Consider the following 26,466-nt stretch of genomic DNA (forward strand, 5'->3'; position numbering starts at 1 on the left):
CCCAGCCCGCTCCTCCCCCCCCCCCCCCTCCCTTTGAGGAATCTCCGTCCCCCCCCCCCCCCCCCCCACCCCGCCCCCCCCCCCCCCGCGGTCGATGGCGATGACGCCGTCGAGGTCACCGAGCCGGACGTCTCGACGCCGCGGGCTCCTGGTCCCGGCTCAGTCCGAGGCCGGCGGCGAGCGTCGGCCAGGACCTCTCGAACTCCCCCCGCCACGCGGACCACGCGTGCGACCCGCCCCGGTACAGGTGCGCCGTTACCGGCACGTCGAGGTCGGCGAGGCGCTCGACGAACCGCCGGGCCTGCCACCACAACGTGCCTTCCAGGAGGGCGCCGTCGAGGTTGCCGAAGTCGTCGTTGGGAATGCCGCTGCCCTGCGCGACGTACAGGCGGGTGCCCTTGAGCCGCGCCGCGAGCCGGTACGGGTCGTGCGCCGCCCAGTTCGCCCACTGGACGACCGCGCTTCCCCACAGGGTGCTCGGCCGCTGTCCCGGCGTGGAACTCGTCGCGCAGCAGCCCCATCACCTCGTCGATCTGGAAGGTCTCGTAGTCGGGTGTGCGGCGGCCGGAGTTCCACCAGTCGGTGGGGATGCCGGTGGGCCCCGCCGAGTGCATGCGGCTGCGGTACGAGCCTGCTGATCCCTACGTCGTCCGTGCCGCCTTTTTCGTCCACAGCGACGAGCCGGTCGCATGGGTCCTGGGGCGGGATCTTCTGGCTGACGGTCTGGAGGGTTCCGCAGGTTACGCGGACGTCCGGATCTGGTCGGCCGCAGGGCGGGCTGACGAGTCGATCTACATCGCCCTCGGTTCTTCCGGAGGCACCGCCTTGCTCGAGGTCCCCGTGCAGGACATCTCGTCCTTCCTTCAGGACACCCAGGCTTTGGTGCCACGGGGTACCGGGTCCGGACTCATCGACCGGGATGCCGAACTGGCACACCTCCTCCCCCGAGGCTGACCGCCGACCATCCATGCTCAGAAGCAAAGCCCAGGTGCGCGGTCTCGTCGTCGATGGGGTGCTGACCATTCCGCAGGGCCGGCCGTTCCCACTCGAAGCTTTCGCAGAAGCCGTCACGCTCGCCGAAGCACCCGCACACGGCACCAAGCCCCTGTTCGTGTTCGACGAGGGACGGGACGAACGTGACAGCTACGAAGCGCCCTGATGGTGCAATGGCGGTTCGGCCACACTCACAGGTGCGACCAGGGATCGGGCACGATGACCGCTTCAGAGCGCCCGGCCCCGCCCGGTCGAGGGCGGCACGGCCATCCATGAAGGCGCCGAGGCCGAGCGGATACATGCCGTTGTCACCGCAGCGCCCATGAGGCCCGCGGACACGGCGACGTCGATACGGGCGCCAGGCGCTGGCGGACCAGCTGCTCGGACCTGCTCTTCGTGGCCGCGACCCGGGCACGCGACAGCGTGGCGTCTTCTGGCACGGCAGGCCCAGCCCGTTCCTCGACAGCTCATGGGTGGAGACGGAGCACGGCGGCGGGTGACATGCTCAACACCAGCCCGGACCGGCGGCTGGAGTCAACGCATAGAGCCTCCAGCAGAGCACCGTGTCCGGCTCGGCGCTCGTTAGCGGTTCATCGGCTTCCCCGGCGCTGCTTCATGGTGGCAAAGGCGACGGCCGGCCCGATCTGGGTGAGGCCGGCCGTCGGCGAGGTACACAGGCCGGTTCAGCGCTGCAGGGTGAGGACAGCCGGCCGCCAGGGCAGTTGGTCGTACGGGCCGCCCGCGGTGGGGGACTTGCCCTGGTAGAGGAACTGCAGGTTGCAGGGGTCGATGGTCATGGTCTGGTCGGGGTTGTTGCGGACCAGGTCACCGTGGCTGATGTCGTTGGTCCAGGTGGCACCGCTGTTGGCCTTGCCCGCGAAGGGGTTGCTCTCGGTGGCGGCCTGTGGGGTCCACGGGCCGTTCAGGCTGGAGGCCGTGAACGAGCGGAAGTAGCGCTCCTCATTCGCACCCCGCGCCTCGACGATCATGAGGTACTGGTTCTGGCCCTGAACCTTGTACACCTGCGGCGCCTCGAACAGGTTCTTCGTCGAGTCGCTCATGACCGTCGTGTACGACGAGCCGAAGTTGCCCGGGAAGTTCCCGATCGGCATGCTCGCCCGGTAGATCTTGCCGTTGTCACCGGCGAAGAACAGGTACATGTTCTGCCCGTCGGCGATCAGGGTCTGGTCGATCGGGCCGGTGGAGGAATCAGTTTTGGGGATGCTGCCGGTGAACAGCGGCTGCGGAGCGGACCAGCCGTTGGGGTTGGTGGGGTCGCTCGACGTGCGGTAGATGAAGGGCCAGGCACCCCACTGGTACGCCAGCACCCAGATGTTCTTGGGCGCGAAGTAGAACAGCGTGGGCGCCACCGCGGCCTGACTCATCCCGGTCTGGCCGGCCGACGCCATGTCCGACCAGTTCGTGAAGGGACTGAACATCATCGAGCCGTACGACGACCCCGAGACGTTCGATGCGTAGACCAAGTGCTTGCCGTTGTGCGTCACAGTGGTGAAGTCCTTCACCGCGGTCCACCCGTTCGCCGGCTGCGCCAGCGCACCCGTCGACGTCCACCGGTACGTCGACGGAAGGGAACACGTGCCGTCCGGCGGGGTCGGGGTCCCGGACAGGCCGGACCACTTCTGGTTGCTGCCGCCGTTGCACGTCCAGATCTGCACCGCTGTGCCGTTGGCCGTACCGGCGCCCGTAGCCTCCAGGCACAGTCCGGACTCCACCCCGACGACCGTGCCGTCGGAGTTCACCCGCCACTGCTGGTTCGCCCCGCCGGAACAGGTCCAGATCTGCACCCGGGTACCGGCCGCCGTGGCATGGCCCGGAACATCCAGGCACTTGTTGCCGTACACGGTGAGCTGGTTGGTGTCCGTCAACGTCCACTGCTGGTTGGTCCCGCCCCAGCAGTCATAAATCTGCAGATACGTGCCGTCGGTCTGGCTGGCGCCCGGCACATCGAGACACCGGCCGGAACCAACACCGCGCAAGGCGCCGCTGGAAGCCGCCTGAGCCGGGGCAGCGACGAGCATCGCCGCCAGCGCGGCCAGGGCCGCAACCACGGCGGCGAGCACCACAGACGGATGTCTGCGGCTGAAACTTCCTCTGTGCATGGATTACTTCCTCAACCTTGAGTAGGCGGTTCCGGTTGGCCTCGTCAGAGGCCGGCCGGACTGTCTGCCGTGGTGCCGGAGCACCACGGCAGACGGCGACGAGCGTTGGCGCGGTCATGACATACGCATGCGGTATCTGACCCTTGCGGCTCTGACTTCAGGCGGTGCCACCCGGAACGGCCCTGCTGTGTGATGGGGCAGCTCGACACGTTCGTCATATCGAACATAAGTCGAAGTATCGAGCAACCCGAATGATAGAGAGCCGGTGAACGGCGTCAATACCTCTCGCATGTATCGCTACCAACACCGAAACCCTTCGAACCCCTACGCGCCGAACAGCACACGTCACACCGTCAAATGACTGACTCGTACGCCACTTGACCCCGGAACGGAGCGATGCTCGGACGGTGCTGACACACGGTCGACCGTGCCAGCTCACCATTCCGAAAGTTTCGTATGACGATCGGAAATTTCTCCTGCAGGAAGTATTGACGATCCATGGTCACCACCTCAATCATCCCTGTCTGAGAAACCGGCCCTAGTTCGAGATCCCGAGGCCTACCGGCCTGGGCAATCCGTGCTGCACGGCAGATCCACGAGCTGCACGACAGATCCGCGCACCACAGCACCTGCGCCACCCCGTTTCGTTCCGGTGAGGTTCGCACCAGCGCATCCCGGCTGTTCGCGCAGTTGGAGAGGTACGCGACGGCGCGTGACGGTCCCCCGGCCGAGCCGCGATGGAGTACCCCATGCCTGTGTCGAGACACCGCCGCCGCCCGCCGTACGTCACCCGACGGCGCGCCGGGTGCGGCCCGTGCCGGTTGGGATGGTCCCGGTCCCGTGACCGCGGTGTCCGGTGATTCCGTGCTGCCCGGGCTCCGGCCCGCCCCGTCCGTCTGCCGAATGGGAGCGGACGACGCAATCCCCTGCACTTCAGTCCATCCATGATTTCTACCTCGGAGGCACAGTCATGGGCTCGTATGCCCTTCCCAGACCCGTTATCCGCCGGAAGATCCGCGGCCTGCTGCTGGCGCTGGTCGTCGGCGTCCTCGGTGCGGTCACCGCGCTGGTCGCGCCGCCGACCGCACACGCCGCCGAGAGCACGCTCGGCGCCGCGGCGGCGCAGAGCAGCCGCTACTTCGGCACCGCCATCGCCTCGGGCAGGCTGGGCGACTCGGCGTACACGACGATCGCGAGCCGTGAGTTCAACATGGTCACGGCCGAGAACGAGATGAAGATAGACGCCACCGAACCGCAGCGGGGCCAGTTCAACTTCACCGCCGGTGACCGCGTCTACAACTGGGCGTTGCAGAACGGCAAGCAGGTGCGCGGTCACACCCTGGCCTGGCACTCCCAGCAGCCCGGCTGGATGCAGAGCCTCAGCGGCAGCTCGCTGCGCCAGGCGATGATCGACCACATCAACGGCGTGATGGGCCACTACAAGGGCAAGATCGCCCAGTGGGACGTCGTGAACGAGGCCTTCGAGGACGGCAGTTCGGGAGCCCGGCGCGACTCCAACCTGCAGCGCACCGGCAACAACTGGATCGAGGTCGCCTTCCGGACCGCGCGTGCCGCCGACCCGGCGGCCAAGCTCTGCTACAACGACTACAACATCGAGAACTGGACCTGGGCCAAGACCCAGGCCGTGTACTCCATGGTCCGGGACTTCAAGCAGCGCGGCGTGCCGATCGACTGTGTCGGCTTCCAGTCGCACTTCAACAGCGGCAGCCCCTACAACAGCAACTTCCGCACCACCCTGCAGAGCTTCGCCGCCCTCGGCGTCGACGTGGCCATCACCGAACTCGACATCCAGGGCGCCTCGTCCTCGACCTACGCCAGCGTGACCAACGACTGCCTGGCCGTCTCGCGCTGCCTCGGCATCACCGTCTGGGGAGTGCGCGACACCGACTCCTGGCGATCGGGGGACACGCCGCTCCTGTTCAACGGCGACGGCAGCAAGAAGCCCGCCTACACCGCCGTCCTCAACGCACTCAACGGCGGCTCCACGACGCCCCCTGCGGATTCCGGACAGATCAAGGGCGTCGGTTCGGGCCGTTGCCTGGACGTGCCCAGCGCCAGTACCGCCGACGGCACCCAGCTCCAGCTGTGGGACTGCAACAACGGCACCAACCAGCAGTGGACGTACACCGCCGCCGGCGAGCTCAGGGTCTACGGCAACAAGTGCCTGGACGCCGCCGGCACCGGCAACGGCACCAAAGTCCAGATCTACAGCTGCTGGGGCGGCGACAACCAGAAATGGCGCCTCAACTCCGACGGATCCATCGTCGGCGTCCAGTCCGGCCTCTGCCTCGACGCCGTCGCGGCCGGCACCGCCAACGGGACCCTGATCCAGCTCTACACCTGCTCGAACGGCAGCAACCAACGCTGGACCCGCGCCTGATGAGGCCTGTCACAGACGAAAGGGTGAATCGATGACGGCCCACGATGCGGCATCCCTCGCCCCTCCAGGAAGACATCGCTGGTGGTCCCGGGTCGCCGCCGTGGTGGCCGCCGCCCTCGCGATCGGCATGCTCGCCGTGGTGAATCCGGCGCCCGCCGAGGCGGCGACGGTGGACACCAGTGCCTGGTACGTCCTGGTCAACCGCAACAGCGGCAAGGCGCTGGACGTCTCCGGCTCGTCCACCGCCGACGGCGCGCGGGTCAGCCAGTGGACGCGCAACGACGGAGCCAACCAGCAGTGGCAGTTCGTGGACTCCGGCGACGGCTTCTACCGCCTCAAGGCCCGGCATTCGGGCAAGGTTCTCGACGTGGCCGGCGCCTCGACCGCAGACGGTGCCGCGATCCAGCAGTGGGCCGACCGCAACGGGGCCAACCAGCAGTTCCGCCTGGCCGACTCCGACGCGGGCCACGTCCGGCTGATCAACCGCAACAGCGGCAAGGCGGTGGAGGTGCAGGGCGCCTCCACCGCCGACGGCGGCAACGTCGTCCAGTACACCGACTGGGGCGGCGCGAACCAGCAATGGCAGATGATCAAGCTGTCGTCCGGTGGTGGCGGCGGCGGATGCGGCAGCGCACCGACTCTGGCGAGCGGTACACACACGATTCAGAGCGGCGGCAAGAGCCGCAGCTTCATCCTCAGGGTTCCCGACAACTACGACAACAGCCACCCCTACCGGCTGATCTTCGCGTTCCACTGGCGGGGCGGAACCGCCGGCGACGTCGCCTCGGGCGGCACGAGCGGCAACGCCTGGTCCTACTACGGCCAACAGGAGCAGTCGAACAACAGCGCGATCCTCGTCGCCCCCCAGGGCCTCGGCAACGGCTGGGCCAACTCGGGCGGTGAGGACATCACCTTCGTCGACGACATGATCCGGCGAATCGAGGGCGGCCTCTGTGTCAACCCGGCACAGCGTTTCGCCACGGGATTCAGCTGGGGCGGCGGTATGAGCTACGCACTCGCATGCAGCCGGGCGAACGTCTTCAGGGCCGTCGCGGTCATGTCCGGCGCCCAGATCAGCGGGTGCAGCGGCGGCACCCAGCCCATCGCCTACTTCGGAATCCACGGCGTCAGCGACTCCGTCCTCGACATCGCGCAAGGACGGTCCCTGCGCGACAGATTCGTCAGCAACAACGGCTGCACCCCCCAGACCCCGCGCGAGCCCGCGCCGGGCAGCCGAACGCACATCACCACCACCTACTCCGGCTGCCGTGCCGGATACCCGGTCCAATGGGCCGCGTTCGACGGAGGCCACATACCCGGTCCGGTCGACGGCTCCTCCGGCGAAAGCGGCGTCGCCACCTGGACCAAAGCAGAGATCTGGAGGTTCTTCGCACAGTTCCAGTGACACACCCGCACCGTGGAGTGGAGCCAGGATGATCCTGGCTCCACAGGCGAGCCGCCGAGGAGGCAACGAGCACACATGACGAGCCATCAGAACTAGCGTCAACTGGGCGTCGAGGCGGTCGGCCTCCCTACGTACCGAGAGAAGGGACGACCGCACCGCCGTCCCGGTACGCCAACTAGAACGCCAGGTCAAACGGCGTTCGTCGCAGATCACGCGCTTCACGTCTTGCACTTGGAAAAACAGGTCGAGGCTTCCCGGCGCGCCTTGGCGATCCAGGAGGACATGCAGGTCAGAGGCCCTTTGCATGCTGTGAAATACCAGGTCAGAGCGCGATGTCGGCCCTCTGCCTCCCTCTCCACGTGCGCAGAGCGTCAAACGAGCGTCATGACGACCGGCTCGTCACCTCCCCGGGGACCGGACGGCTGCCACGACGCGGCCACCGCGCCCGTGATCAGCCCGCTTCGGTCAAGGCCGCGTGCGCGGCGGCGAGGATCTCCCCGGAGAGCGGGGAGCCCTTGGTGGCCCGGGACAGGACCAGCGCACCGAACAGGGTGCAGAGGCGGACGATGCCGTCCTGGTCGTCACTGGCCAGGAAGCCGGCGAAGTCGGCCACTCCCTCGGCGTAGACGCGACGGGCCTCGCGCCTCCCGCCCTCGCGCGCGATGTCGGTGGCGAGCGCGGCGACCGGGCAGCCGCCCGCCGGGTCGTCGCGGTGCTCGACGGAGAGGTATGCGTCGATCAGCGCCTGCTGGGCGGCGGCGCGCTGCCCGTCGTGCCGCTCGAGCCCGGCGCTGTAGCGCTGGGCGAGCTCGGCGAAGGCGTGGGCGGTGGCCTCGTCGACGAGTGCCTCCTTGGAGGCGAACTGCTTGTAGAAGGCGCCGTGGGTCAGTCCGGCCGCCTTCATCAGGTCGGCGACGCTGACCTGCGTGCCCTGCTCCCGGAACAGCCGGGATGCGGTGTCCACCACCCGCCTGCGGTTTTCCTCCGCCTGCGCCTGCGATACACGGCCCACGGTCACCTCCCATTTAGATGTCGACTGGCATCTATCATAGACCCATGTTTAGATTGGCTTCATAATCTAAACAGTTGCGGGTGGCCGCCGGCGCCCGCCACGGCCAGGAGTGGACATGGAACTGAGGAACGCGGTCGCAGTCGTCACCGGCGCCAACCGGGGCTTCGGGCGGCACCTGGCCGCCCAGCTCGTCGAGTGCGGCGCGAAGGTGTACGGCGCGGCCCGACGCCCCGAGACGGTCGACGTGCCGGGCGTCATCCCGCTGCGGCTGGACGTCACGGACGAGGCGTCGATACGAGAGGCCGCCCGCGTGGCGTCCGACGCGACACTGCTGATCAACAACGCGGGCATCTCCACCGGCGCGACGCTCATCGGAGGCGACGTGGCCGAGGTGCGCCGGGAGATGGAGACCAACTTCTTCGGCCCGCTCGCCACGACCCGCGCCTTCGCCCCCGTCATCGAGGGCAACGGCGGCGGCGCCGTGCTCAACGTCCTGTCCGCCCTGTCCTGGTTCCACCCGGCAGGACTCGGCTCCTACGCCGCGTCCAAGGCCGCCGCTTGGGCGCTGAGCGACGCGACCCGTGAGGAGCTGGCACCGCGCGGGATCACCGTCTCGGCGCTGCACGTCGGCTACATGGACACCGACATGGCCGCCGGCGTGCCCGCCGATCAGAAGGTCGCCGCCGCCGACGTCGCGGCCCAGGCCCTGTACGGCATCGAGACCGGCCTGCCCGAGATCCTCGCCGACGAGACCAGCCGGTATGTCAAGCAGAGCCTGTCCGCGGCCCCCCAGCCGAACGCGGACTGACGCTCCCCCCTTTATCCCGGCGCGACCACCTCCACACCCCTCTCGCAAGGACATCTCATGCGTTACACGACCTTCGGTCACCGGACCGGACTGCGCGTCTCCGAGTACGCGCTCGGCACCGCGAATTTCGGCACCGGCTGGGGCGCAGGCGCCGAGCCCGACGAGGCCCGGCGGATCTTCGACCGGTTCGCCGAGGCCGGCGGCACCTTTCTCGACAGCGCGGACGGCTACCAGTTCGGCGAGTCGGAGGAACTGACCGGAAAGCTGATCTCCGCCGACCGCGACCACTTCGTCCTGGCCACGAAGTTCACCCTCGGCGCCGCCCCGCAGCCGGACATCTCCAAGACCGGCAACAGCCGCAAGAACATGGTCGCCTCGGTCGAGGCCAGCCTGAAGCGCCTGGGGACCGACTACATCGACCTGTTGTGGGTGCACTTCCCCGACGAGCTCACTCCGATGGAGGAACTCCTGCGCGGGCTCGACGACCTGGTGAGCGCCGGCAAGATCCACCACGCCGCGCTGTCCAACTTCCCCGCCTGGCGCGTCTCGCGCGCGGTAACCCTAGCGGACCTGAAGAACTGGGCCCCGATCGTGGGCATCCAGCACGAGTACAGCCTCGTAGAGCGCACCGCCGACCGTGAGCTCCTGCCCATGGCCGAGAGCCTCGGGCTCGGCGCAGCCCTGTGGTCCCCGCTCGGCGGCGGACTGCTCACCGGCAAGTACCGCAGCTCCGCCGAGGGGCGCCTGAGCGACCTGGGCATGGTCATCCACACCGAGAGCACCGGCCAGAAGACCGCCGTCGTCGACACCGTCCTGGCGATCGCCGAGGAGACCGGCGTGACGCCCGCCCAGGTGGCGGTGGCCTGGGTGCGCGAGCGCGCCGCCCGCTCCGTCGCCACGCTCGTCCCGATCATCGGCCCGCGCAGTCTCTCCCAGCTCGACAGCTACCTCGGCGCCCTCGACGTCCGGCTGACCGACGAGCAGTACAGCCGCCTGGCCGAGGTCAGCGCGGTGCCGCTCGGCGTGCCCCACGAAGGGATCGCCGCCACCCTGGACCGCCTCCAGGGAGGCGCCGCCGACCGCGTCACCGCCCCGGTCGTGCCGGTGGCCTGATGGGTGAACGCGGCTGAGGACGAGGTGCGCCCGCGCCGCGGCCAGGAGAGCAACACAGCAATCTCGTACCGGGAGAAGCCCGGGGCGAGCGGAGACCCCGACCTTTCACGGACGGGAAACGGAACGGAGACGACGATGAAGGCTTTCGTGGTCGAGAAGTACGGCGACCAGGCCGGGATGCGCGCCGCGGAGGCAGCCGACCCCCAGACAGGTGCCGACGACGTCCTGGTCAAGATCCACGCGGCGGGCGTGAACCCGCTGGACCTCAGGATCCGCAACGGGGACTTCAAGGCGTTCATGCCATACCGCCTCCCGCTCATTCTGGGTAACGACCTCGCCGGGACGGTCGTCCGGGTCGGCCCGTCCGTCACCAACTTCGCGGTGGGCGACGAGGTCTACGCCCGGCCCGACAAGGACCGCATCGGCACCTTCGCCGAACTCATCGCCGTCCACCAGGACGACCTGGCACCCAAACCGGCCACCCTCACCATGCCCGAGGCCGCCTCCCTCCCCCTGGTCGCCCTCACCGCATGGCAGGCACTGGTCGAGCGGGCCCGCGTGCAGCCGGGCCAGAAGGTCCTCATCCACGCGGGCGCCGGCGGCCTCGGCTCCATCGCCGTCCAGCTGGCCAAGGCGCTGGGCGCGCACGTGGCCACCACCGTGAGCACCGCCAAGGTCCACCTGGCCAAGGACCTCGGCGCGGACGTCGTCATCGACTACCGCACCCAGGACTTCGAAGAGGTCCTCGACGGCTACGACGTCGTCCTCGACAGCCTCGGCGGCCAGAACCTCGCCAAGTCCCTGCGCGTTCTCAAACCCGGCGGCACAGTCATCAGCGTCGCGGGCCCGCCCGACCCGGCCTTCGCCCGCGAACTGGGTGCGAACCCGATACTCCGCCTGGCCATGACCGCCCTCAGCTTCAGAACCCGGCGCAACGCCAGGCGCCACGGTGTGACGTACTCGTTCTTGTTCATGAAGGCCAGCGGCGACCAACTGCGCGAACTCACCCCCCTCATCGACACCGGGAAGATCCGCCCCGTCGTCGACCGCGTCTTCCCGTTCGAAGAAACCCTCCAGGCCATGGAATACCTCGAGAAGGGACGGGCAAAGGCCGGCAAAGTCGTCGTCGCGATGACGTAAGGGTGAAAACGAGTCCCAGGCGCACGTCACCTGCGACAGCAACAAGACCCTCCACACCCCACTCCCCCGCCACACCACCTCAGGACCCGGCCATGAGCAGACCGTCCAGTGCACCCGCCCCGATGTCGTACGAGAACACACCGAACCGCTCCGTGTCCGTGCGTGGCGTGACCTTCGCCTACCGGCGGCTCGGCCCGGACGACGGCGTACCCCTGATCCTCCTCACCCACCTGTCCGCAGTCCTGGACAACTGGGATCCCCGCGTCGTCGACGGAATCGCCGCCCGGCGCCCCGTGATCACCTTCGACAACCGCGGCGTCGGCGCGTCCGGCGGCTCCACACCCGACACGATCGAGGCGATGGCCCGCGACACCGTGCTGTTCATCCGGGCCCTCGGGTACGACAGGGTCGACCTGCTCGGCCTGTCGATGGGCGGCTTCATCGCCCAGATCATCGCGGCAGAAGAACCCGATCTTGTACGCAAGCTCATCCTCGCGGGCACGGGACCCGCCGGAGGCCCCGGCATCGACAAGGTCACCAGTCTCACCATCAAGGACACCGTCAAGGCCGTCCTGACCCGCAAAGACCCCAAGCAGTACCTCTTCTTCACCGACACCGCCGGTGGCCGCCGGGCGGCCCACGCCTTCCTGGACCGGCTGAAGGAACGCACGAACGACCGCGACAAAGCCATCTCGCTCTCATCATTCCGCGCCCAGCTGAAGGCCATCCACCACTGGGGCCGCCAGGCACCGGCCGATCTGTCGCGCATCCACCAACCGGTCCTGGTGGCCAACGGTGCGAGCGATCGCATGGTCCCGAGCGTCAACACCGTCGACCTGGCGGCCCGGCTGCCCCAAGGCGAACTCGAACCCCTCTACCCCGACGCCGGACACGGCGGGATCTTCCAGCACCACGACAGATTCGTCCCGCGCGCGCTTGAATTCCTGGAACGGTAGCCAGCCGCCGGACAGGTCCAGGGCCCCTGCCCCGGGCTCAGCGAGACCGGCACCAGGAAATCCGTCCTCACACTTCGCCGCCACCCTGGGAGCCCCGCCGACTGCGGCTGCGCCTGCTGACCACGGGGCACTTCGCGTTCACCGGCCTGCTGCGGGACGCGCTGCTGCCCGTGCCCGGCTCCCGGGTGGTCACCGTCAGCAGCTTCGGCCACCGCATCCAGGCCGACATCCACTTCGACGACCTGCACTTCGACCGCTCCTACAACCTCGTCGCCGCCTACGGCCAGGCCAAGCTCGCGAACCTGATGTTCACCTACCAACTCCAGCGCCGCCTCGCCCCGCACGGAACCACCATCGCCGTCGCCGCGCACACCGGTGCCGCCGCCACCGAACTCCAGCAGAACCTGCCCCGCCCTCTGCGCAGGACGGCGGACCTGCTCCTCCCCCTGATCGCCCAGCCGGCCGCCATGGGCGCCCTGCCCACCCTGCGGGCCGCCACCGACCCCACCGTCACCGGGGGGCCAGTACTACGGCCCCGGCGGCATGGGCGGAACCCGCGGACACCCCCGGGTCGTGGCCTCGAGCAGGAAGTCCCGCGACACCGCCCTCCAGCAGCGCCTGTGGGCGGTGTCCGAGCAGCTCACCGACGTCACGTACCCCGTCTGAGCCGGACGGGACCGGCCGGACCGACAGAACAGGAACACCGTGCGCATCCTCGTCTTCGACGCCACCGGCATGGTGGGCCAGGGAGTGCGGGAAGCGTGCCTGCGCGACAAGGAGGTCACCGACGTCCTCGTCGTCGGCCGCACGCCCACCGGCCGCGTCCACCCCGGACTCCGCGAGCTGCACCACGAGGACTTCACCGACTTCACCGTCGTCCACGAGCAACTGACCGGCTACGACGCCTGCTTCTACTGCCTGGGCACCGCCGCGGCCGGCATGAAGGAGCCCGCCTACCGGGTGGTCTCCTACGACTTCCCGCTGGCAGCCGCCCGCGCCCTGCTCGCCTCAAGTCCTCACCTGGCCTTCTGCTACGTCTCGGGGGCGGGCACGGACGGTACGGGCCGGACCCGCATGATGTGGGCGCGGGTGAAGGGCGAGACGGAGAACGCCCTGCTGGATCTGAGCCCGCGGTCGTTCATGTTCCGCCCCGCGTTCATCACGCCGCTACCCGGCACGAAGGCGAAGACCATGATCCAGACCACCCGCCACGGCGCACCACGCCGCGTCCTGGAAACGGCCGACATCAACGCGCTTGCGGCGCCCGGCCTTCGATGTGACCCGTCTGCCCGGCATTCCCCGAGTACGCCCTCGTCCCACCGACCGACCGGCCGCCGAACCGGCCTTACGAAACCGAGCACCCGGCGAGGACTCCGCACAACGGCGGCCGTCGCCGGGAGGAGCGCTGTACACCCTGCTGCTCGGACCCCGCTGTCTCCGCCTCTCCCGGTGCCGCTCACCCGTGCCGCCGCTCGTGAACACCGCGGCCATTCGGATATCGGCGGACGGCGGACTACGTCGACGCGATCGGCTGACAAGCCGTCAGAACGGGCGTCGGTCGAGCGTCAAGACGAGGTGCCACAGCGCGAGGCTGGACCCACGGATCCGCGTCAACTGCCTTCGTCTGACTCGCAGAACACCAGGTCAGCGGCGGACAGGGAGCATAGGCGAGTGTGACGTCGTGCACTTCGGGAAACAGGTCGAGCACATCCGGTCACGCCTGAGAGCCCGAGAAAACTGCAGCTCAGAGGCCTTTTGCTGCGGGCTCGAGAATAGCCACGCACTCCACGTGCGACGTCATCGGAAACAGATCGAACGCCCGCAACGTCCGCACCCGGTACCCACCCTCCCGGAAGTACCCCAGATCCCGAGCCAGCGCAGCGGGATCGCAGGCGACGTACGCGATGCGGCGGGCGCCGAGGGAGGAGAGGTGCTCGACCGTGCGGCGGCCGGCGCCGGCCCGCGGGGGATCGAGGACGATGAGGTCGACCTCCGTGATGCCGGTGCGCGGCAGGACCGACTCGACCTTGCCCTGCTCGATGCGGACCCGCGGGAAGTCGGCCAGGTTGTGCCGCGCGTCCTCCACCGCCCGCTTGCCGGACTCGATGCCGAGGACCGCGCCCTTCTCGCCGAGGCGGTCGGCGAGGGCGCCGGCGAACAGGCCCACGCCGCAGTAGAGGTCCAGGGCCATCTCGCCCTTGCGGGGCAGCAGGCCCTGCATGACGGCCTTGACCAGGGTGTCGGCGGCCTTCGGGTGGACCTGCCAGAAACCGCCGCTGCCGACGCGGTAGGTGTGGTCGTCGGCGCGCTCACGGACGAAGGCGCGGCCGTGGACGCGGTGGATGCCGCCGTCCTTCTCGTCGACGCGCATCACGGAGACGGGCCGGTCGAGTTCGACGAGCGGCAGCCGCGCGCCGGGCCGCGGCTCCAGGATCACCATGCGGTCCTGGGAACCCGTCGCGGCGATCGCCTCGACGGACGCCATGCCGGACCAGTCCCGGTCCTCGATGCCCAGTTCGCTGACACCGGGCGCGGCGATCATGCAGTGGTCGATCGGTTCGACCTCGTGGGAGCGGTGGCGGCGCAGTCCGGCGTTGCCGTCGGCGTCCACCGCGTACTGCACGCGCGTGCGCCACTGCGGGACCTGGCCGGCCGGCAGCTTGTCGCCCTCGGCCGGCACCACCGTGCCGTCCCAGCCGACCTCCTCGGGCGTGAGGCCCGCGAGCCGCTGGAGCTGCTCGGCGATCACCTCGCCCTTGAGGCGGCGCTGGGCGCCCGGCTTGGCGTGCTGCCAGTCGCAGCCGCCGCAGCGGCCGGGGCCGGCGAAGGGGCAGGGGGCCTCGATGCGGTCCTTGGAGGCCTGGAGGATCTCCACCGCGTCCGCGCGCAGGAAGCGGGCGCCCTCCTCGCCCTCGGTCACCCGGGCCAGGACCCGCTCGCCGGGCAGCGCGTGCCGGACGAACAGCACCTGGCCCTCGGAGGTACGGGCGATGCAGTGGCCGCCGTGGGCGACGGGGCCGATCTCGACCTCGTACTCCTCGCCCACCAGAGACTTCGTCGGTTCTGCCTGCATGGTGGGGTGACTCCAGATCGAGGAAGGTGAGACAGGGAAGGACGGGTACGGCCGCACACCGGTGGGCCGGACAACAGCCCACCAGTCTACGGCCTCCCCGCCCTGCCTCAGTCCTTGGCCGCCGAGGACTCCTTCGGCCGCTCCACCGCCGGTCCGCGTCGGACGGCGCCGGGCGCGTTCCATTCCTGCCGCTTGCGGGCGCGCTGCTTGGCCGCCTCGGAGGACTGCAGCTGGTAGGGCACGGAGGTCACCATGACGCCCGGGGTGAACAGCAGGCGGCCCTTGAGGCGCAGGGCGCTCTGGTTGTGCAGCAGGTGCTCGTACCAGTGGCCGACGACGTACTCGGGGATGATCACGGAGACCGCGTCGCGCGGGGACTCCTTGCGCAGGCCCTTGACGTACTCGATCACGGGGCGGGTGACCTCGCGGTACGGCGAGTCGAGGACCTTCAGCGGTACGTCGATGCCACGCCGCTCCCACTCCTCGCGCAGGGCCTTGGTCTCGGCCGGGTCGACGTTGACCGTGAGCGCCTCCAGGGTGTCCGAGCGCATCAGCTTGGCGTAGGCCAGGGCGCGCAGCGTCGGACGGTGGATCTTGGAGATCAGGACGACGGAGTGGACCCGGGAGGGGCGGACCATGTCGTCGGCGGGGCCCTCGGGGGCGGAGATCTCCTCGGCCACGCGGTCGTAGTGCTTCCGGATCGCGGTCATGGTCGCGTAGAAGATGCACATGCCCAGCAGGGCCACCCAGGCGCCGTGCGTGAACTTGGTGACCAGGACGACGACCAGCACCAGGCCGGTGAAGAAGGCACCGAAGGCGTTGATGGCGCGGGAGCGGACCATGTGGCGGCGCTTGGCCGGGTCCTTCTCGACGGCGAGGTGGCGGTTCCAGTGCCGGACCATGCCGGTCTGGCTGAGCGTGAAGGACACGAACACGCCCACGATGTACAGCTGGATCAGCCGGGTGGAGTCGGCGCCGTAGATGACCACGAGCAGGGCCGCCGCGCCGGCGAGCAGCACGATGCCGTTGGAGAAGGCGAGGCGGTCGCCGCGGGTGTGCAGCTGGCGCGGCAGGTAGCGGTCCTGGGCGAGGATCGAGCCGAGCAGCGGGAAGCCGTTGTAGGCGGTGTTCGCGGCGAGGAACAGCACCAGGGCGGTGGCGGCGGCGAGCAGGACGAACAGGAAGCTGCCCTTGCCGAAGACCGCCTCGGCGACCTGGGAGATCACCGGGTTCTGGACGTAGCCGGAGCCGACCGGGGTGCCGCCCCGGATCAGGTCGGTGGCCGGGTGCTCGGCCATGCGGACGTTCGTCGCCATGGCGAGGGCGATGATGCCGCAGAACATGGTGACGGCCAGCAGGCCCATCATGGCGAGCGTGGTCGCCGCGTTCTTCGACTTGGGCTTGCGGAAGGCCGGCACGCCGTTGGAGATGGCCTCCACGCCGGTCAGCGCGGCGCAGCCGGAGGAGAAGGCGCGCAGCAGCAGGAAGACGAGCGCGAAGCCCGCGAGGCCCTGGTGCTCGGCCTTGATGTGGTAGTCGGCCGTCGGCGCGTTCATGGTGTCGCCCAGGACCAGGCCCCGGAACGCGCCCCAGGCGATCATGACGAAGACGCCGCCGACGAAGACGTAGGTCGGGATCGCGAAGAGCTTGCCCGACTCCTTCACGCCCCGCAGGTTCATCAACGTCAGCAGCACGATCACGGCGGTCGCGCAGAGCACCTTGTGCTCGACCACGAAGGGGACCGCGGAGCCGAGGTTCTCGATGCCGGAGGCGATGGAGACGGCGACGGTCAGGACGTAGTCGACGAGCAGGGCGCTGGCGACGGTCAGGCCGGCCTTGGGCCCCAGGTTGGTCGTGGCGACCTCGTAGTCGCCGCCGCCGCTCGGGTACGCGTGCACGTTCTGCCGGTAGGAGGCGACCACGGTGAACATCAGCACCACGACCGCGACGGCGATCCAGGGGCTGAAGTGGTACGCCGACACGCCCGCGATGGACAGGACCAGCAGGACCTCTCCCGGCGCGTAGGCGACGGAGGACAGCGGGTCGGAGGCGAAGACGGGCAGTGCGATGCGCTTCGGCAGGAGAGTCTCACCCAGCCGGTCACTGCGCAGTGCGCGCCCGATCAGGATCCGTTTGGGCACGTCGGTCAGTTTGGACACGAGAGAGGATCGTAAGCCTTCGAACTGGCAGCCGCCCAGTCGCCGTCCCGTATCTGCCCCACGAGTGAACTCAAGCCTCACAGGAACTGCGGATTCCGTGGCTCGCCCGGCTTCCGTGCCTAGATGGCAAACCCCGCCTGTCTTCGCACCTCGGAGGTTCCATGCCCGCGACCGCTGAGCTGATCGGGGGCACGGTCGCCCTTGTCGGCCTCGGAATCCTGACCCTGTTCAGCGTGCGCAGCATCACTCGCCGGTGGGCGCGTTCCGTGGTCGGCGACGGGGAGCGGCGCCGCTGATCGCGCGAACCCCGGCACGGGGGTGCCCGCCCCGAACCGCCCGTGTGTAGCTTTGGGCGTCGGTCTGAGACCCTGATGCTGAGCAGTAACTTTTGGACACCGGAAGGACGGTCGTGCACATCGTCATCATGGGCTGCGGAAGAGTGGGTTCCGCTCTTGCCCAGACCCTGGAGCAACAGGGACACACGGTCGCCGTGATCGACCAGGACCCCACCGCCTTCCGCCGGCTGGGCCCGGGATTCGGGGGCCGCCGGGTCACCGGGGTCGGCTTCGACCAGGACACCCTGCGCGAGGCGGGCATCGAGGAGGCCGGCGCCTTCGCCGCCGTCTCCAGCGGTGACAACTCCAACATCATCTCCGCGCGCGTGGCCCGCGAGATGTTCGGTGTGGAGAACGTGGCCGCCCGCATCTACGACCCCCGCCGCGCCGAGGTCTACCAGCGCCTGGGCATCCCCACCGTGGCCACGGTCCGCTGGACCGCCGACCAGATGCTGCGCCGCCTGCTCCCCTCGGGTGCCGAGCCGCTGTGGCGCGACCCCACCGGCGGCGTCCAGCTCGCCGAGGTGCACGCCTCCGCGAAGTGGGTCGGGCACAAGATCAGCAAGCTGCAGGAGGAGACGGGCGTCCGGGTGGCGTTCCTGACCCGCCTGGGCGAGGCGATCCTGCCCACCTCCCAGACGGTGCTGCAGGAGGGTGACCTCGTGCACGTGATGATGCGGACGGACGACGTGGAGAAGGTCGAGGCGGCGTTCGCCGGGGGCCCGGAAGAGGAGGGCGGTCACTGATGAGGGTCGCCATTGCCGGTGCCGGCGCCGTCGGCCGCTCGATCGCGGGCGAGCTGCTGGAGAACGGCCACGAGGTCCTGCTCATCGACAAGGCCCCGACCGCCATCTCGGTGGAGCGGGTGCCCCAGGCGGAGTGGCTGCTGGCCGACGCCTGCGAGATCACGTCCCTGGACGAGGCGGCGCTGCAGCGCTGCAACGTCGTCATCGCCGCGACCGGCGACGACAAGGTCAACCTGGTCGTCTCGCTGCTCGCCAAGACGGAGTACGGCGTCCCGCGTGTCGTCGCCCGCGTGAACAACCCCAAGAACGAGTGGCTGTTCAACGAGTCCTGGGGCGTGGACGTGGCCGTCTCCACCCCGCGTCTGATGTCCGCCCTGGTCGAGGAGGCGGTGAGCGTCGGCGACCTGGTCCGGCTGCTGCGCTTCAGCCACGGCGACGCCAACCTCGTCGAGCTGACCCTGCCCGAGGAGTCGGCACTGGCCGGCACCCAGGTCGGCGACGTGGAGTGGCCGCAGGACACCTCCCTGGTCACGATCATCCGCGGCACCCGTGTGCTGACCCCCTCCAAGGAGGACTCCCTGGAGGCGGGCGACGAGCTGCTCTTCGTGGCCGCGCAGGCCCGGGAGGAGCAGCTGGAGGAACTGCTGTCGGTGCGGCGGGAAGAGGCCTGAGGCCTTTCGGCGGTACGAACGTGAAGGGCGCCCTTGCTGCCAAGGGCGCCCTTCGTCGTCGTACGGCCGGCTAGTCGCGGCGGTGCCGTCCTCCGGCCGTCTCGCCGTCCTCGGCGGCGAGCGCGGCCTTCCTCTCCTCGGCCGCCCTCTCCTCCGCCTCCATCTCCGCGAACACGTCGATGGGGGCGGGGGCCTTGGCGAGGAAGACCCAGGTGAGCCACACCGCCAGCAGGAACGGCGGGATCTTCAGGGCGACCAGGACCCAGCCGAGCTTGGTGGTGTCGGACCACCAGTACAGCGGGAAGAGGATCGCGCACTTGGCGAGCAGGATCAGGCCCCAGGCCCAACTGGCCTTCGCGTACGCCTTCTTGCGGCCGGGGTTGCGGGTGCGCCAGGAGAGGTTCTCCTTGAAGACCGGGCCGAGGATGAGGCCGATCAGAGGCACACCGGCGAGGGTGGTGACGATGTACGCCAGCGCCAGGCCCAGCGTGTAGAGCATGCCGGGGAGGTAGAAGTCCTTGGCGTTGCCGGTGAACATCGCGAACACGACGCCGAAGGCCACGCCGAACACCCCGCTGAAGGCGTGCTTGACGGTGTCCTTCCTGGCCAGCCGCACCACGACCAGGACCAGGGACACGGCCAGCGCGGCGATCGCCGCCAGATGCAGGTTCTTGTCGATCGTGAAGATCGCGACGAAGAGCAGGCCGGGCACGACCGTCTCGACCATGCCGCGGACACCGCCGAACGCCTCGAACAGCGCGGCCTCGGTCACCGCGCGGGCATGGTCCGACGGGCTCTGGTCGGTGCCTTCGGTCGGCTTGTCGAGGGACGTCACCGGCTACTCCCGTCCAAGGGGTCGCAGTTCGTATTTCGGGTTGAACAGCACCCGGCGGCCCCGGCTCATCGAGATCCGGCCCGATGCGATCAGCTTGCGCCCCGGTTCTATGCCCACGATGGAGCGCCTGCCGAGCCACACCACGTCCAGCGCGGCGGAGCCGTCGAACAGCTCGGCCTCCAGGGCCGGGACTCCGGCCCGCGGGCGCAGCGTGACCGTGCGCAAGGTACCAGTTACGGTGACGATCTGCCGGTCCCGACAGTCGCCGATCTTGGTACAGCCCGCCGTCTCGGCGTCCTCACGCAGCTCCTCGGACTCCAGGTCCTCCTGCGACGAGGAGAGCCGGTCGAGCATGCGCCGGAACCGGCCGGCCGGCTTTTCGGATCGAGGAACAGCAGTCATAACTAGAGCGTACCGGGGAGCGCCGACGGGACCGTAAGGCAGCTCACTTCCCGAAGCGGTACTTCGTCACCGCTCACTTCTCGAAGCGGTACCCCATCCCGGGCTCGGTGATGAAGTGCTTGGGGTGCGCGGGATCCGTCTCCAGCTTCCTGCGCAGTTGGGCCATGTAGACGCGCAGGTAGTTGGTCTCGGTCCCGTACGACGGCCCCCACACCTCCTGCAGCAGTTGTTTCTGGCTGACCAGGCGGCCGGTGTTGCGGACCAGCACCTCCAGCAGATGCCATTCGGTCGGGGTGAGCCGGACGTCCTTGCCGTCGCGGTTGACCTTCTTGGCGGCGAGGTCGACGGCGAAGCCCTCCGTCTCGAGGGTCGTCAGGTCGTCCTCGCCGGGGCCGACCGGCTCGGCCCGGCGCACGGCCGCCCGCAGCCGGGCCAGCAGCTCGTCCATGCCGAAGGGCTTGGTGACGTAGTCGTCGGCGCCCGCGTCCAGCGCCTCCACCTTCTCGTCGGAGGAGTGGCGGGCCGAGAGGACCAGGATGGGGACGCGGGTCCAGCCGCGCAGCCCCCTGATCACCTCGACGCCGTCCATGTCCGGCAGGCCCAGGTCGAGGACGACCACGTCGGGGTGGCGGGAGGCGGCGAGTTCGAGGGCGGTCCTGCCGTCGGGGGCCGCGTCGACCTCGTACTTGCGCGCCTTGAGGTTGATCACGAGGGCGCGCACGATCTGCGGCTCGTCGTCGACCACGAGCACCCGGGTCGTCATAGGGCCTGCCTTTCCGGTTCTGCGATGTCCGAGCCCACGTCGGGTGAGCCGGGACGCGATCCTGCCGCGCGGAGGCTGAGCACCATGGTGAGCCCGCCGCCCGGCGTGTCCTCGGCGGTGAGGGTGCCGCCCATCGCCTCGGCGAAGCCCCGGGCGACCGCGAGGCCGAGCCCGACCCCCGCACCGCGCGGAGCGTCACCGTACCGCTGGAAGGGCTCGAAGATGCGGTCCTTGGCCTCGTCCGGCACACCCGGCCCGCGGTCCACCACGCGCACCTCGACCCGGTCGGCTATGGCGCTGGCGGAGACCAGGACGCGCCGCCCGCGCGGGCTGTACTTGACGGCGTTCTCCACCAGGTTGGCCACCGACCGCTCCAGCAGCCCGGGGTCGACGGCGACCATCGGCAGGGTCTCGGGCACGTCCAGCTCGGCGCTGCCCTCGGGTACGCCCCCGAGCGCCATCGGGACGACCTCGTCCACGTCGATCTCGCGGATGAGCGGGGTGACGGTGCCGGTCTGCAGGCGGGACATGTCGAGGAGGTTGCCCACGAGGTGGTCGAGGCGGTCGGCGCCCTCCTCGATGCCCTGGAGCAGCTCCGCCTGGTCCTCCTCGGACCAGGCCACGTCGTCGGAGCGGAGGGAGGAGACCGCGGCCTTGATCCCGGCGAGCGGGGTGCGCAGGTCGTGGCTGACGGCGGCCAGCAGGGCGGTGCGGATGCGGTTGCCCTCGGCGAGCGCGCGGGCCTGGTCGGCCTCCTCCCGCAGGCGCCTGCGGTCGAGGACGACGGCTGCCTGGGCGGCGAAGGCGGCCAGCACCCGGCGGTCCGCGGCGGGCAGCACCCGGCCGGTGAGCGCGAGGGCCATGTGGTCGCCGACCGGCATGTCGACGTCGGCGTCCTCGGGGCGCTCGAGCGAGGGCCCGAATCCGGCGCGGCCGGCGCAGGTCCACGGGTCGACGTCGCTCGCCCGCTCCAGCAGCGCGGCCGACTCCATGGCGAAGGTCTCGCGGACCCGTTCCAGCAGCTCCTCCAGGCTGGTCTCGCCGCGCAGCACGTTCCCGGCGAGGAAGGAGAGTATCTCCGACTCGGCGCGCAGCCGGGCGGCCTGGTGGGTGCGCCGGGCCGCGAGGTCCACCACCGAGGCGACCGACATGCCGACGCCGAAGAAGATCGCGATGGCGACGATGTTCTTGGGGTCGGCGACGGTCAGCCGGTGCAGGGGCGGGGTGTAGAAGTAGTTCAGCAGCAGCGAGCCGAAGGCCGCCGAGGCCAGGGCCGGGAGCAGGCCGCCGAGCAGCGCCGCCGCGACCGTGACGGCCAGGAACAGCAGCATGTCGTTGGCGAGGCCGAGATCGACGGTGTTCAGCAGCACCGCGAGGACCGCGGGCCCGGCCAGACCCACCACCCAGCCCCAGATGATCCGGGCCCGCCCGAGCCGTCCGCCGCGGGCCACGGGCAGTCCGCGGCCCTTGGCGACCTCCTCGTGGGTGACGATGTGGACGTCGAGGTCGGGGCCGGAGTCCCGGGCGACCGTGGCGCCGACACCGGGTCCGAAGACGTACTGCCAGGCCTTGCGGCGCGAGGAGCCCAGCACGATCTGGGTGGCGTTGACACCGCGCGCGAAGTCCAGCAGGGCGGCCGGTATGTCGTCGCCGACCACATGGTGGAAGGTGCCGCCGAGGTCCTCCACGAGGGTGCGCTGGACGGCCAGCTCCTTCGGGGAGGCCGAGGTCAGGCCGTCGCTGCGGGCTATGTACACGGCGAGGACCTCGCCGCCGGCGCCCTTCTCGGCGAGCCGGGCGGCACGGCGGATGAGGGTGCGCCCCTCGGGTCCGCCGGTGAGCCCGACGACGATCCGTTCGCGGGAGCCCCAGATCCGGGAGACCCGGTGTTCGCTGCGGTACTCGTTCAGGTACTCGTCGACCCGGTCGGCCACCCACAGCAGCGCCAGCTCGCGCAGGGCGGTGAGGTTGCCGGGGCGGAAGTAGTTGGACAGGGCCGCGTCGACCTTGTCCGGCTGGTAGATGTTGCCGTGCGCCATGCGGCGGCGCAGGGCCTGCGGGGACATGTCGACCAGTTCGATCTGGTCGGCCCGCCGGACCACCTCGTCGGGCACGGTCTCGCGCTGCCGCACCCCGGTGATCGACTCCACGACGTCGCCGAGTGACTCCAGGTGCTGGATGTTGACGGTGGAGACGACGTCGATGCCGGCGGCGAGCAGCTCCTCGACGTCCTGCCAGCGCTTGGCGTTGCGGGAGCCGGGGACGTTGGTGTGGGCGAGTTCGTCCACGAGGGCGACGGCGGGGGCGCGGAGCAGCACGGCGTCGACGTCCATCTCGCCGAAGGAGGTGTCCCGGTACTCCAGCTGTCTGCGCGGCATCTGCTCCAGGCCGTGCAGCATCACCTCGGTGCGCGAGCGGCCGTGGGGCTCGACGAAGGCCACGACGCAGTCGGTGCCGCGCTCGATGCGGCGGTGCGCCTCGGACAGCATGGCGTAGGTCTTGCCGACACCCGGTGCCGCACCGAGGTAGATCCGAAGCTTGCCGCGTGCCATGGCCCCATTGTCTTCCCGTGACTCCTGCCTACGCAGCGTCGACCTTACGGCCAGCAATCACGGCAAACGGGACAGGGGCCGCGGCGGAGGGCAACTTTGACGCAACCCTGATGAGCCTCCCGCGGCCCGTGCGGTTCAGTGCTCGGTGATCTCGCCGTCGCTCAGTTCCAGCACCCGGTCGGCGAGGTCCAGCAGGGTCGCGTCATGGGTGGCGACCAGGGCGGTGACCTGCTCGGTGCGGACGACGGCCCGCAGCAGCTCCATCACGGCGTGCCCGGTCTCGGCGTCGAGCTGCCCGGTCGGCTCGTCGGCGATCAGCAGGGCCGGGCGGTTGGCGAGGGCGCGGGCGATGGCGACCCGCTGCTGCTGGCCGCCGGACAGCTCGCCGGGCCGCTGGGCCGCGTGACCGGCGAGCCCGACGAGGGAGAGCAGCAGCTCGACGCGCTCCTCCCGCTCGCGTGGCTCGGCGCGGCGCAGCCGCAGCGGTACGCCGACGTTCTCGGCCGCGGTGAGGATCGGGATGAGCCCGAAGGACTGGAAGACGAACCCGATCCGGTCCCGGCGCAGCCGCAGCAGCTCGCTCTCGCCCAGTTCCCGCAGCTGCCGCCCGTCGACCTCGACCCGGCCCCGGTCGGGCGTGTCGAGTCCGCCGACGAGGTTCAGCAGCGTGGTCTTGCCGGAGCCGGAACGGCCCTTGAGGGCGACGAGTTCGCCGCGCGGCACCTCGAAGGACACCCCGCGCAGGGCGTGCACGGTGGCGGCGCCCCGCCCGTACGACTTGTGGACGTCCTCGACGCGCACCATGGTCTCGGTGAGCACCTGGCTCATGTGGCCTCCCCCGTCGTCCCCGTGGACCGGGCGCCAGTATCCCCGTGCGGCGCCCGGCCGTTCAACGGTTCAGTTCGGGTTGTCGCCGTGGGTGAGGGTCTCCCAGGCGACGAAGAGGTTGTTGCTGCCGGCCGGGCGGTTGCCCTGGGTCAGCGTCTGGGTGTTGGTCATGGCGATGCCGAGGCGGTTGTGCAGGGCGTTGTAGCCGACCTCGGTGACGGGGCCGAGTCCGAGCTTGAGGGTGCCGCCGCACAGCCAGCTGGGGGCGGCCGTGCCGAGCTGGTACTTGGACTGGAAGCCGAGCGCCTGCCGCAGGCGTTCGCCGACATCGGTGCCGTACAGGTCCTGGCCCTGGATCCGGCTGGTCTCGGCGATGTGGGAGATCGCGGAGATGCCGTAGCCGGTGTGCGTGAAGTCGCGGCAGGTCTCCTGGGTGAGCCCGGTGACGAAGGTGGACTGGCCCTGCCAGTAGGAGACGATCTTGTCCCGGGTGTCCAGGTTCTGGCTGGGCACGGTCTTCGGCAGGTCGCCGTCGGAGGCGAGGTAGACGTAGGCCGCCGTACGGGTGCGGAACTTCGCCATGGCGGTGTCGTACGACGCCTTGTCCTCGAGGAAGACGGATATGCCCACCGCGGCCTCCGTCATCGACAGCTCCCAGTTGCCGTTGGAGTTGGAGCCCTTGATGACGACCGGCAGGTAGACGTTGCGGAGCATGGTCGCGAAGCGGCCGGAGTTCGGCCAGGCGCCGGTGTACGTGTACTTGATGATCTCGGCGGCCTTGGGCCAGGAGGAGCCCGCCCAGCCGGTCTGCAGGGGTGCGTTGCTGTTGGTGTGGCTGGTGATGGTGGCCGACCAGGCGTCCATGATCTGGATGGCCTTCTGGGCGTAGCGCGCGTCCCGGGTGATGTACCAGGCGAGGGCGTCGGTGTAGGCGGCGATCGCGTCCTCGCGCTCGTCGGTGCAGCCGTAGTTGGGGTTGGAGTAGGAGCCGCACTCGACGGTGGCCCGGGGTGTGGGGGTGCGGTTCAGGTCGGCGTACTTGCTCGCCATCATCTGGTCGTACGCGCCCTTCCAGGGCTGGGCACCGGCCAGCACCTTGTCGCGGGCGAAGTCGAGCTGCCCCCGGGAGACGGTGACTCCGGGGTGCGCGAAGGCGGCGGGGGCGGAGTGGGCGGTCGGTGCCGTGAAAGCACCCAGCAGGAGCGCGGTCACGAGGGCGAGCAGTGGGGTACGACGCACGGTGACTCCGTTCTCGTATGTGAACGCGGAGTGCCTTTATGAACGCAGGCGTTGGCCGGAGACCGTAGGTACAGACCATTCGTCCGTCAAGGGGTCACGCATGCGAAAAGGACCGCACCCAAGGGGTGCGGCCCTCTCGTCGTCCCGGTGTCAGCGGACCTCAGTGATCTCCGGTCCGCGCTGCAGCTGGCCCATGCCGCCGGAGAAGCGCGAGCCCTCCTCCTGCTGGACGCCCTCGGGGACCATCTGGGCGTCGTTGGGCAGCTTGAGGACGATCGGGTCGCGCGGCGCCATCGGGCCCTCGCCGCGGACCACGACCGCGTCACGGAAGATCTGCTCCAGCAGGCCGGCGGCCTGCGGCTGCACGGCGCCCTGGCCCGAGATCACACCGCGCAGGAACCAGCGCGGGCCGTCCACGCCGACGAAGCGCACGACCTGGAAGCCACCGGTGCCGTCCGGCAGTTGCACGGGCACCTGGGCGCGCAGCTCCCAGCCCAGCGGACCCTCGACCTCGTCGACGATGCCACCCTGCTGGGTGATGCCGGCCGCGATCTCCTCGCGGACCTCGCCCCAGATGCCCTCGCGCTTGGGCGCGGCGAACGCCTGGAGCTGGATGGCGCTGTCGCGCAGCACGACGGTCGCGGCGACGATCGCGTCACCGGCGACCTCGACCCGCAGCTCCATGCCGTCGACGCCCGGAATGAACAGCCCGCCGAGATCCACGCGGCCCTCACCCGGGTCGCCCACCTCGCTGCTGTCCCACGGCCCGTCGGGCCGGGGCTCGGGCTCCAGCCGGACGCGCTCGCGCCCGGCCTCCTCCGTCTCGTCCGCCTCGGTGTCGACGCTGTCGACGACCTGCTCGGCCTCGCCGGCCGCGTCCTCGGCGGCACCCTTCTTGTTGCGACGTCCGAACAC

Annotated in this window: 24 protein-coding genes and 1 pseudogene; 13 read left to right on the forward strand and 12 right to left on the reverse strand. The window is 69.8% G+C overall.

Annotated elements, in window-relative coordinates:
- Positions 1-115: 115 nt before the first annotated feature.
- On the reverse strand, positions 116-472 hold the full coding sequence (locus tag ACZ5CW_RS37585; RefSeq protein ID WP_468609775.1) for an alpha/beta hydrolase-fold protein: 357 nt from the start codon (positions 470-472) through the stop codon (positions 116-118).
- An 83-nt stretch (positions 473-555) separates the two neighbouring features.
- Here ACZ5CW_RS37585 and ACZ5CW_RS37590 point away from each other — a divergent pair, with 83 nt between their 5' ends.
- Positions 556-954, forward strand: coding sequence for an SsgA family sporulation/cell division regulator (locus ACZ5CW_RS37590; protein ID WP_468609653.1), 399 nt, complete (start codon positions 556-558; stop codon positions 952-954).
- A gap of 34 nt (positions 955-988) precedes the next feature.
- Entirely contained in the window at positions 989-1,159 is a 171-nt protein-coding gene (locus ACZ5CW_RS37595; RefSeq protein ID WP_468609655.1) for a hypothetical protein, read from the forward strand.
- A gap of 517 nt (positions 1,160-1,676) precedes the next feature.
- On the opposite strand, the gene ACZ5CW_RS37600 is transcribed toward ACZ5CW_RS37595, so the two are convergent.
- A complete protein-coding gene (locus ACZ5CW_RS37600) occupies positions 1,677-3,113 on the reverse strand; it encodes a non-reducing end alpha-L-arabinofuranosidase family hydrolase (RefSeq protein WP_468609657.1) in 1,437 nt (478 codons plus the stop codon).
- A 970-nt stretch (positions 3,114-4,083) separates the two neighbouring features.
- On the opposite strand from ACZ5CW_RS37600, the gene ACZ5CW_RS37605 reads away from it, so the two are divergent.
- Together ACZ5CW_RS37605 and ACZ5CW_RS37610 are read left to right on the forward strand one after the other, a co-directional pair.
- Entirely contained in the window at positions 4,084-5,514 is a 1,431-nt protein-coding gene (locus ACZ5CW_RS37605) for an endo-1,4-beta-xylanase (RefSeq protein ID WP_468609659.1), read from the forward strand.
- Positions 5,515-5,614: 100 nt separating this feature from the next.
- Positions 5,615-6,919, forward strand: a complete 1,305-nt coding sequence (locus ACZ5CW_RS37610; RefSeq protein WP_468609777.1) for an RICIN domain-containing protein — start codon at positions 5,615-5,617, stop codon at positions 6,917-6,919.
- A gap of 451 nt (positions 6,920-7,370) precedes the next feature.
- Here the strand turns inward: ACZ5CW_RS37610 and ACZ5CW_RS37615 are convergent, their stop codons facing one another.
- A complete protein-coding gene (locus ACZ5CW_RS37615) occupies positions 7,371-7,931 on the reverse strand; it encodes a TetR/AcrR family transcriptional regulator (RefSeq protein WP_468609661.1) in 561 nt (186 codons plus the stop codon).
- A gap of 115 nt (positions 7,932-8,046) precedes the next feature.
- On the opposite strand from ACZ5CW_RS37615, the gene ACZ5CW_RS37620 reads away from it, so the two are divergent.
- The 6 genes and pseudogenes from ACZ5CW_RS37620 to ACZ5CW_RS37645 all read left to right on the forward strand — a co-directional run bounded on the left by ACZ5CW_RS37620 (position 8,047) and on the right by ACZ5CW_RS37645 (position 13,625).
- The gene (locus ACZ5CW_RS37620; RefSeq protein WP_468609663.1) at positions 8,047-8,739 is read left to right on the forward strand and encodes an SDR family oxidoreductase; all 693 of its coding nucleotides are present in this window, start codon (positions 8,047-8,049) and stop codon (positions 8,737-8,739) included.
- 57 nt (positions 8,740-8,796) lie between these two features.
- Positions 8,797-9,852 (forward strand): aldo/keto reductase, encoded by a 1,056-nt coding sequence (locus tag ACZ5CW_RS37625; protein ID WP_468609665.1) that lies wholly within the window; start codon positions 8,797-8,799, stop codon positions 9,850-9,852.
- Between the two features lie 135 nt (positions 9,853-9,987).
- On the forward strand, positions 9,988-10,992 hold the full coding sequence (locus tag ACZ5CW_RS37630; RefSeq protein WP_468609667.1) for an NADP-dependent oxidoreductase: 1,005 nt from the start codon (positions 9,988-9,990) through the stop codon (positions 10,990-10,992).
- Positions 10,993-11,084: 92 nt separating this feature from the next.
- Positions 11,085-11,948: an alpha/beta fold hydrolase gene (locus ACZ5CW_RS37635; protein WP_468609669.1), complete on the forward strand. Its 864-nt coding sequence runs from the start codon at positions 11,085-11,087 to the stop codon at positions 11,946-11,948.
- A 125-nt stretch (positions 11,949-12,073) separates the two neighbouring features.
- Positions 12,074-12,614: pseudogene (locus tag ACZ5CW_RS37640) on the forward strand (oxidoreductase); the annotation flags it as partial.
- Between the two features lie 39 nt (positions 12,615-12,653).
- A complete protein-coding gene (locus ACZ5CW_RS37645; RefSeq protein ID WP_468609671.1) occupies positions 12,654-13,625 on the forward strand; it encodes a Rossmann-fold NAD(P)-binding domain-containing protein in 972 nt (323 codons plus the stop codon).
- A gap of 67 nt (positions 13,626-13,692) precedes the next feature.
- On the opposite strand, the gene ACZ5CW_RS37650 is transcribed toward ACZ5CW_RS37645, so the two are convergent.
- A complete protein-coding gene (locus tag ACZ5CW_RS37650; protein ID WP_468609673.1) occupies positions 13,693-15,021 on the reverse strand; it encodes a class I SAM-dependent RNA methyltransferase in 1,329 nt (442 codons plus the stop codon).
- 107 nt (positions 15,022-15,128) lie between these two features.
- The gene (locus ACZ5CW_RS37655) at positions 15,129-17,180 is read right to left on the reverse strand and encodes an APC family permease (RefSeq protein ID WP_468609675.1); all 2,052 of its coding nucleotides are present in this window, start codon (positions 17,178-17,180) and stop codon (positions 15,129-15,131) included.
- A 161-nt stretch (positions 17,181-17,341) separates the two neighbouring features.
- Here ACZ5CW_RS37655 and ACZ5CW_RS37660 point away from each other — a divergent pair, with 161 nt between their 5' ends.
- The 3 genes from ACZ5CW_RS37660 to ACZ5CW_RS37670 all read left to right on the forward strand — a co-directional run bounded on the left by ACZ5CW_RS37660 (position 17,342) and on the right by ACZ5CW_RS37670 (position 18,932).
- A complete protein-coding gene (locus tag ACZ5CW_RS37660; protein ID WP_468609677.1) occupies positions 17,342-17,476 on the forward strand; it encodes a hypothetical protein in 135 nt (44 codons plus the stop codon).
- A gap of 113 nt (positions 17,477-17,589) precedes the next feature.
- Positions 17,590-18,261, forward strand: a complete 672-nt coding sequence (locus tag ACZ5CW_RS37665; protein ID WP_189305041.1) for a potassium channel family protein — start codon at positions 17,590-17,592, stop codon at positions 18,259-18,261.
- Complete coding sequence (locus tag ACZ5CW_RS37670; protein WP_184969885.1) at positions 18,261-18,932, forward strand: potassium channel family protein; 672 nt, start codon at positions 18,261-18,263, stop codon at positions 18,930-18,932. The genes ACZ5CW_RS37665 and ACZ5CW_RS37670 overlap by 1 nt, the downstream gene beginning before the upstream one ends.
- Positions 18,933-19,002: 70 nt before the next feature.
- Here the strand turns inward: ACZ5CW_RS37670 and ACZ5CW_RS37675 are convergent, their stop codons facing one another.
- The 7 genes from ACZ5CW_RS37675 to ACZ5CW_RS37705 all read right to left on the reverse strand — a co-directional run bounded on the left by ACZ5CW_RS37675 (position 19,003) and on the right by ACZ5CW_RS37705 (position 26,466).
- The gene (locus tag ACZ5CW_RS37675) at positions 19,003-19,767 is read right to left on the reverse strand and encodes a DUF3159 domain-containing protein (RefSeq protein ID WP_468609680.1); all 765 of its coding nucleotides are present in this window, start codon (positions 19,765-19,767) and stop codon (positions 19,003-19,005) included.
- A gap of 3 nt (positions 19,768-19,770) precedes the next feature.
- Positions 19,771-20,169: an OB-fold nucleic acid binding domain-containing protein gene (locus ACZ5CW_RS37680; protein WP_078894191.1), complete on the reverse strand. Its 399-nt coding sequence runs from the start codon at positions 20,167-20,169 to the stop codon at positions 19,771-19,773.
- A gap of 73 nt (positions 20,170-20,242) precedes the next feature.
- Entirely contained in the window at positions 20,243-20,932 is a 690-nt protein-coding gene (locus ACZ5CW_RS37685; RefSeq protein ID WP_468609682.1) for a response regulator, read from the reverse strand.
- Positions 20,929-23,484 carry an ATP-binding protein gene (locus ACZ5CW_RS37690; RefSeq protein ID WP_468609684.1) on the reverse strand — a complete coding sequence of 852 codons (2,556 nt, stop codon included), beginning with the start codon at positions 23,482-23,484 and terminating at the stop codon, positions 20,929-20,931. The genes ACZ5CW_RS37685 and ACZ5CW_RS37690 overlap by 4 nt, the downstream gene beginning before the upstream one ends.
- 135 nt (positions 23,485-23,619) lie before the next feature.
- Positions 23,620-24,312 carry an ABC transporter ATP-binding protein gene (locus ACZ5CW_RS37695; RefSeq protein ID WP_468609686.1) on the reverse strand — a complete coding sequence of 231 codons (693 nt, stop codon included), beginning with the start codon at positions 24,310-24,312 and terminating at the stop codon, positions 23,620-23,622.
- Between the two features lie 69 nt (positions 24,313-24,381).
- A complete protein-coding gene (locus ACZ5CW_RS37700; protein ID WP_468609688.1) occupies positions 24,382-25,551 on the reverse strand; it encodes an alginate lyase family protein in 1,170 nt (389 codons plus the stop codon).
- A 150-nt stretch (positions 25,552-25,701) separates the two neighbouring features.
- Positions 25,702-26,466 (reverse strand): DUF3710 domain-containing protein, encoded by a 765-nt coding sequence (locus ACZ5CW_RS37705; protein WP_468609690.1) that lies wholly within the window; start codon positions 26,464-26,466, stop codon positions 25,702-25,704.

This window comes from Streptomyces sp. NPDC031379 (assembly GCF_055569615.1).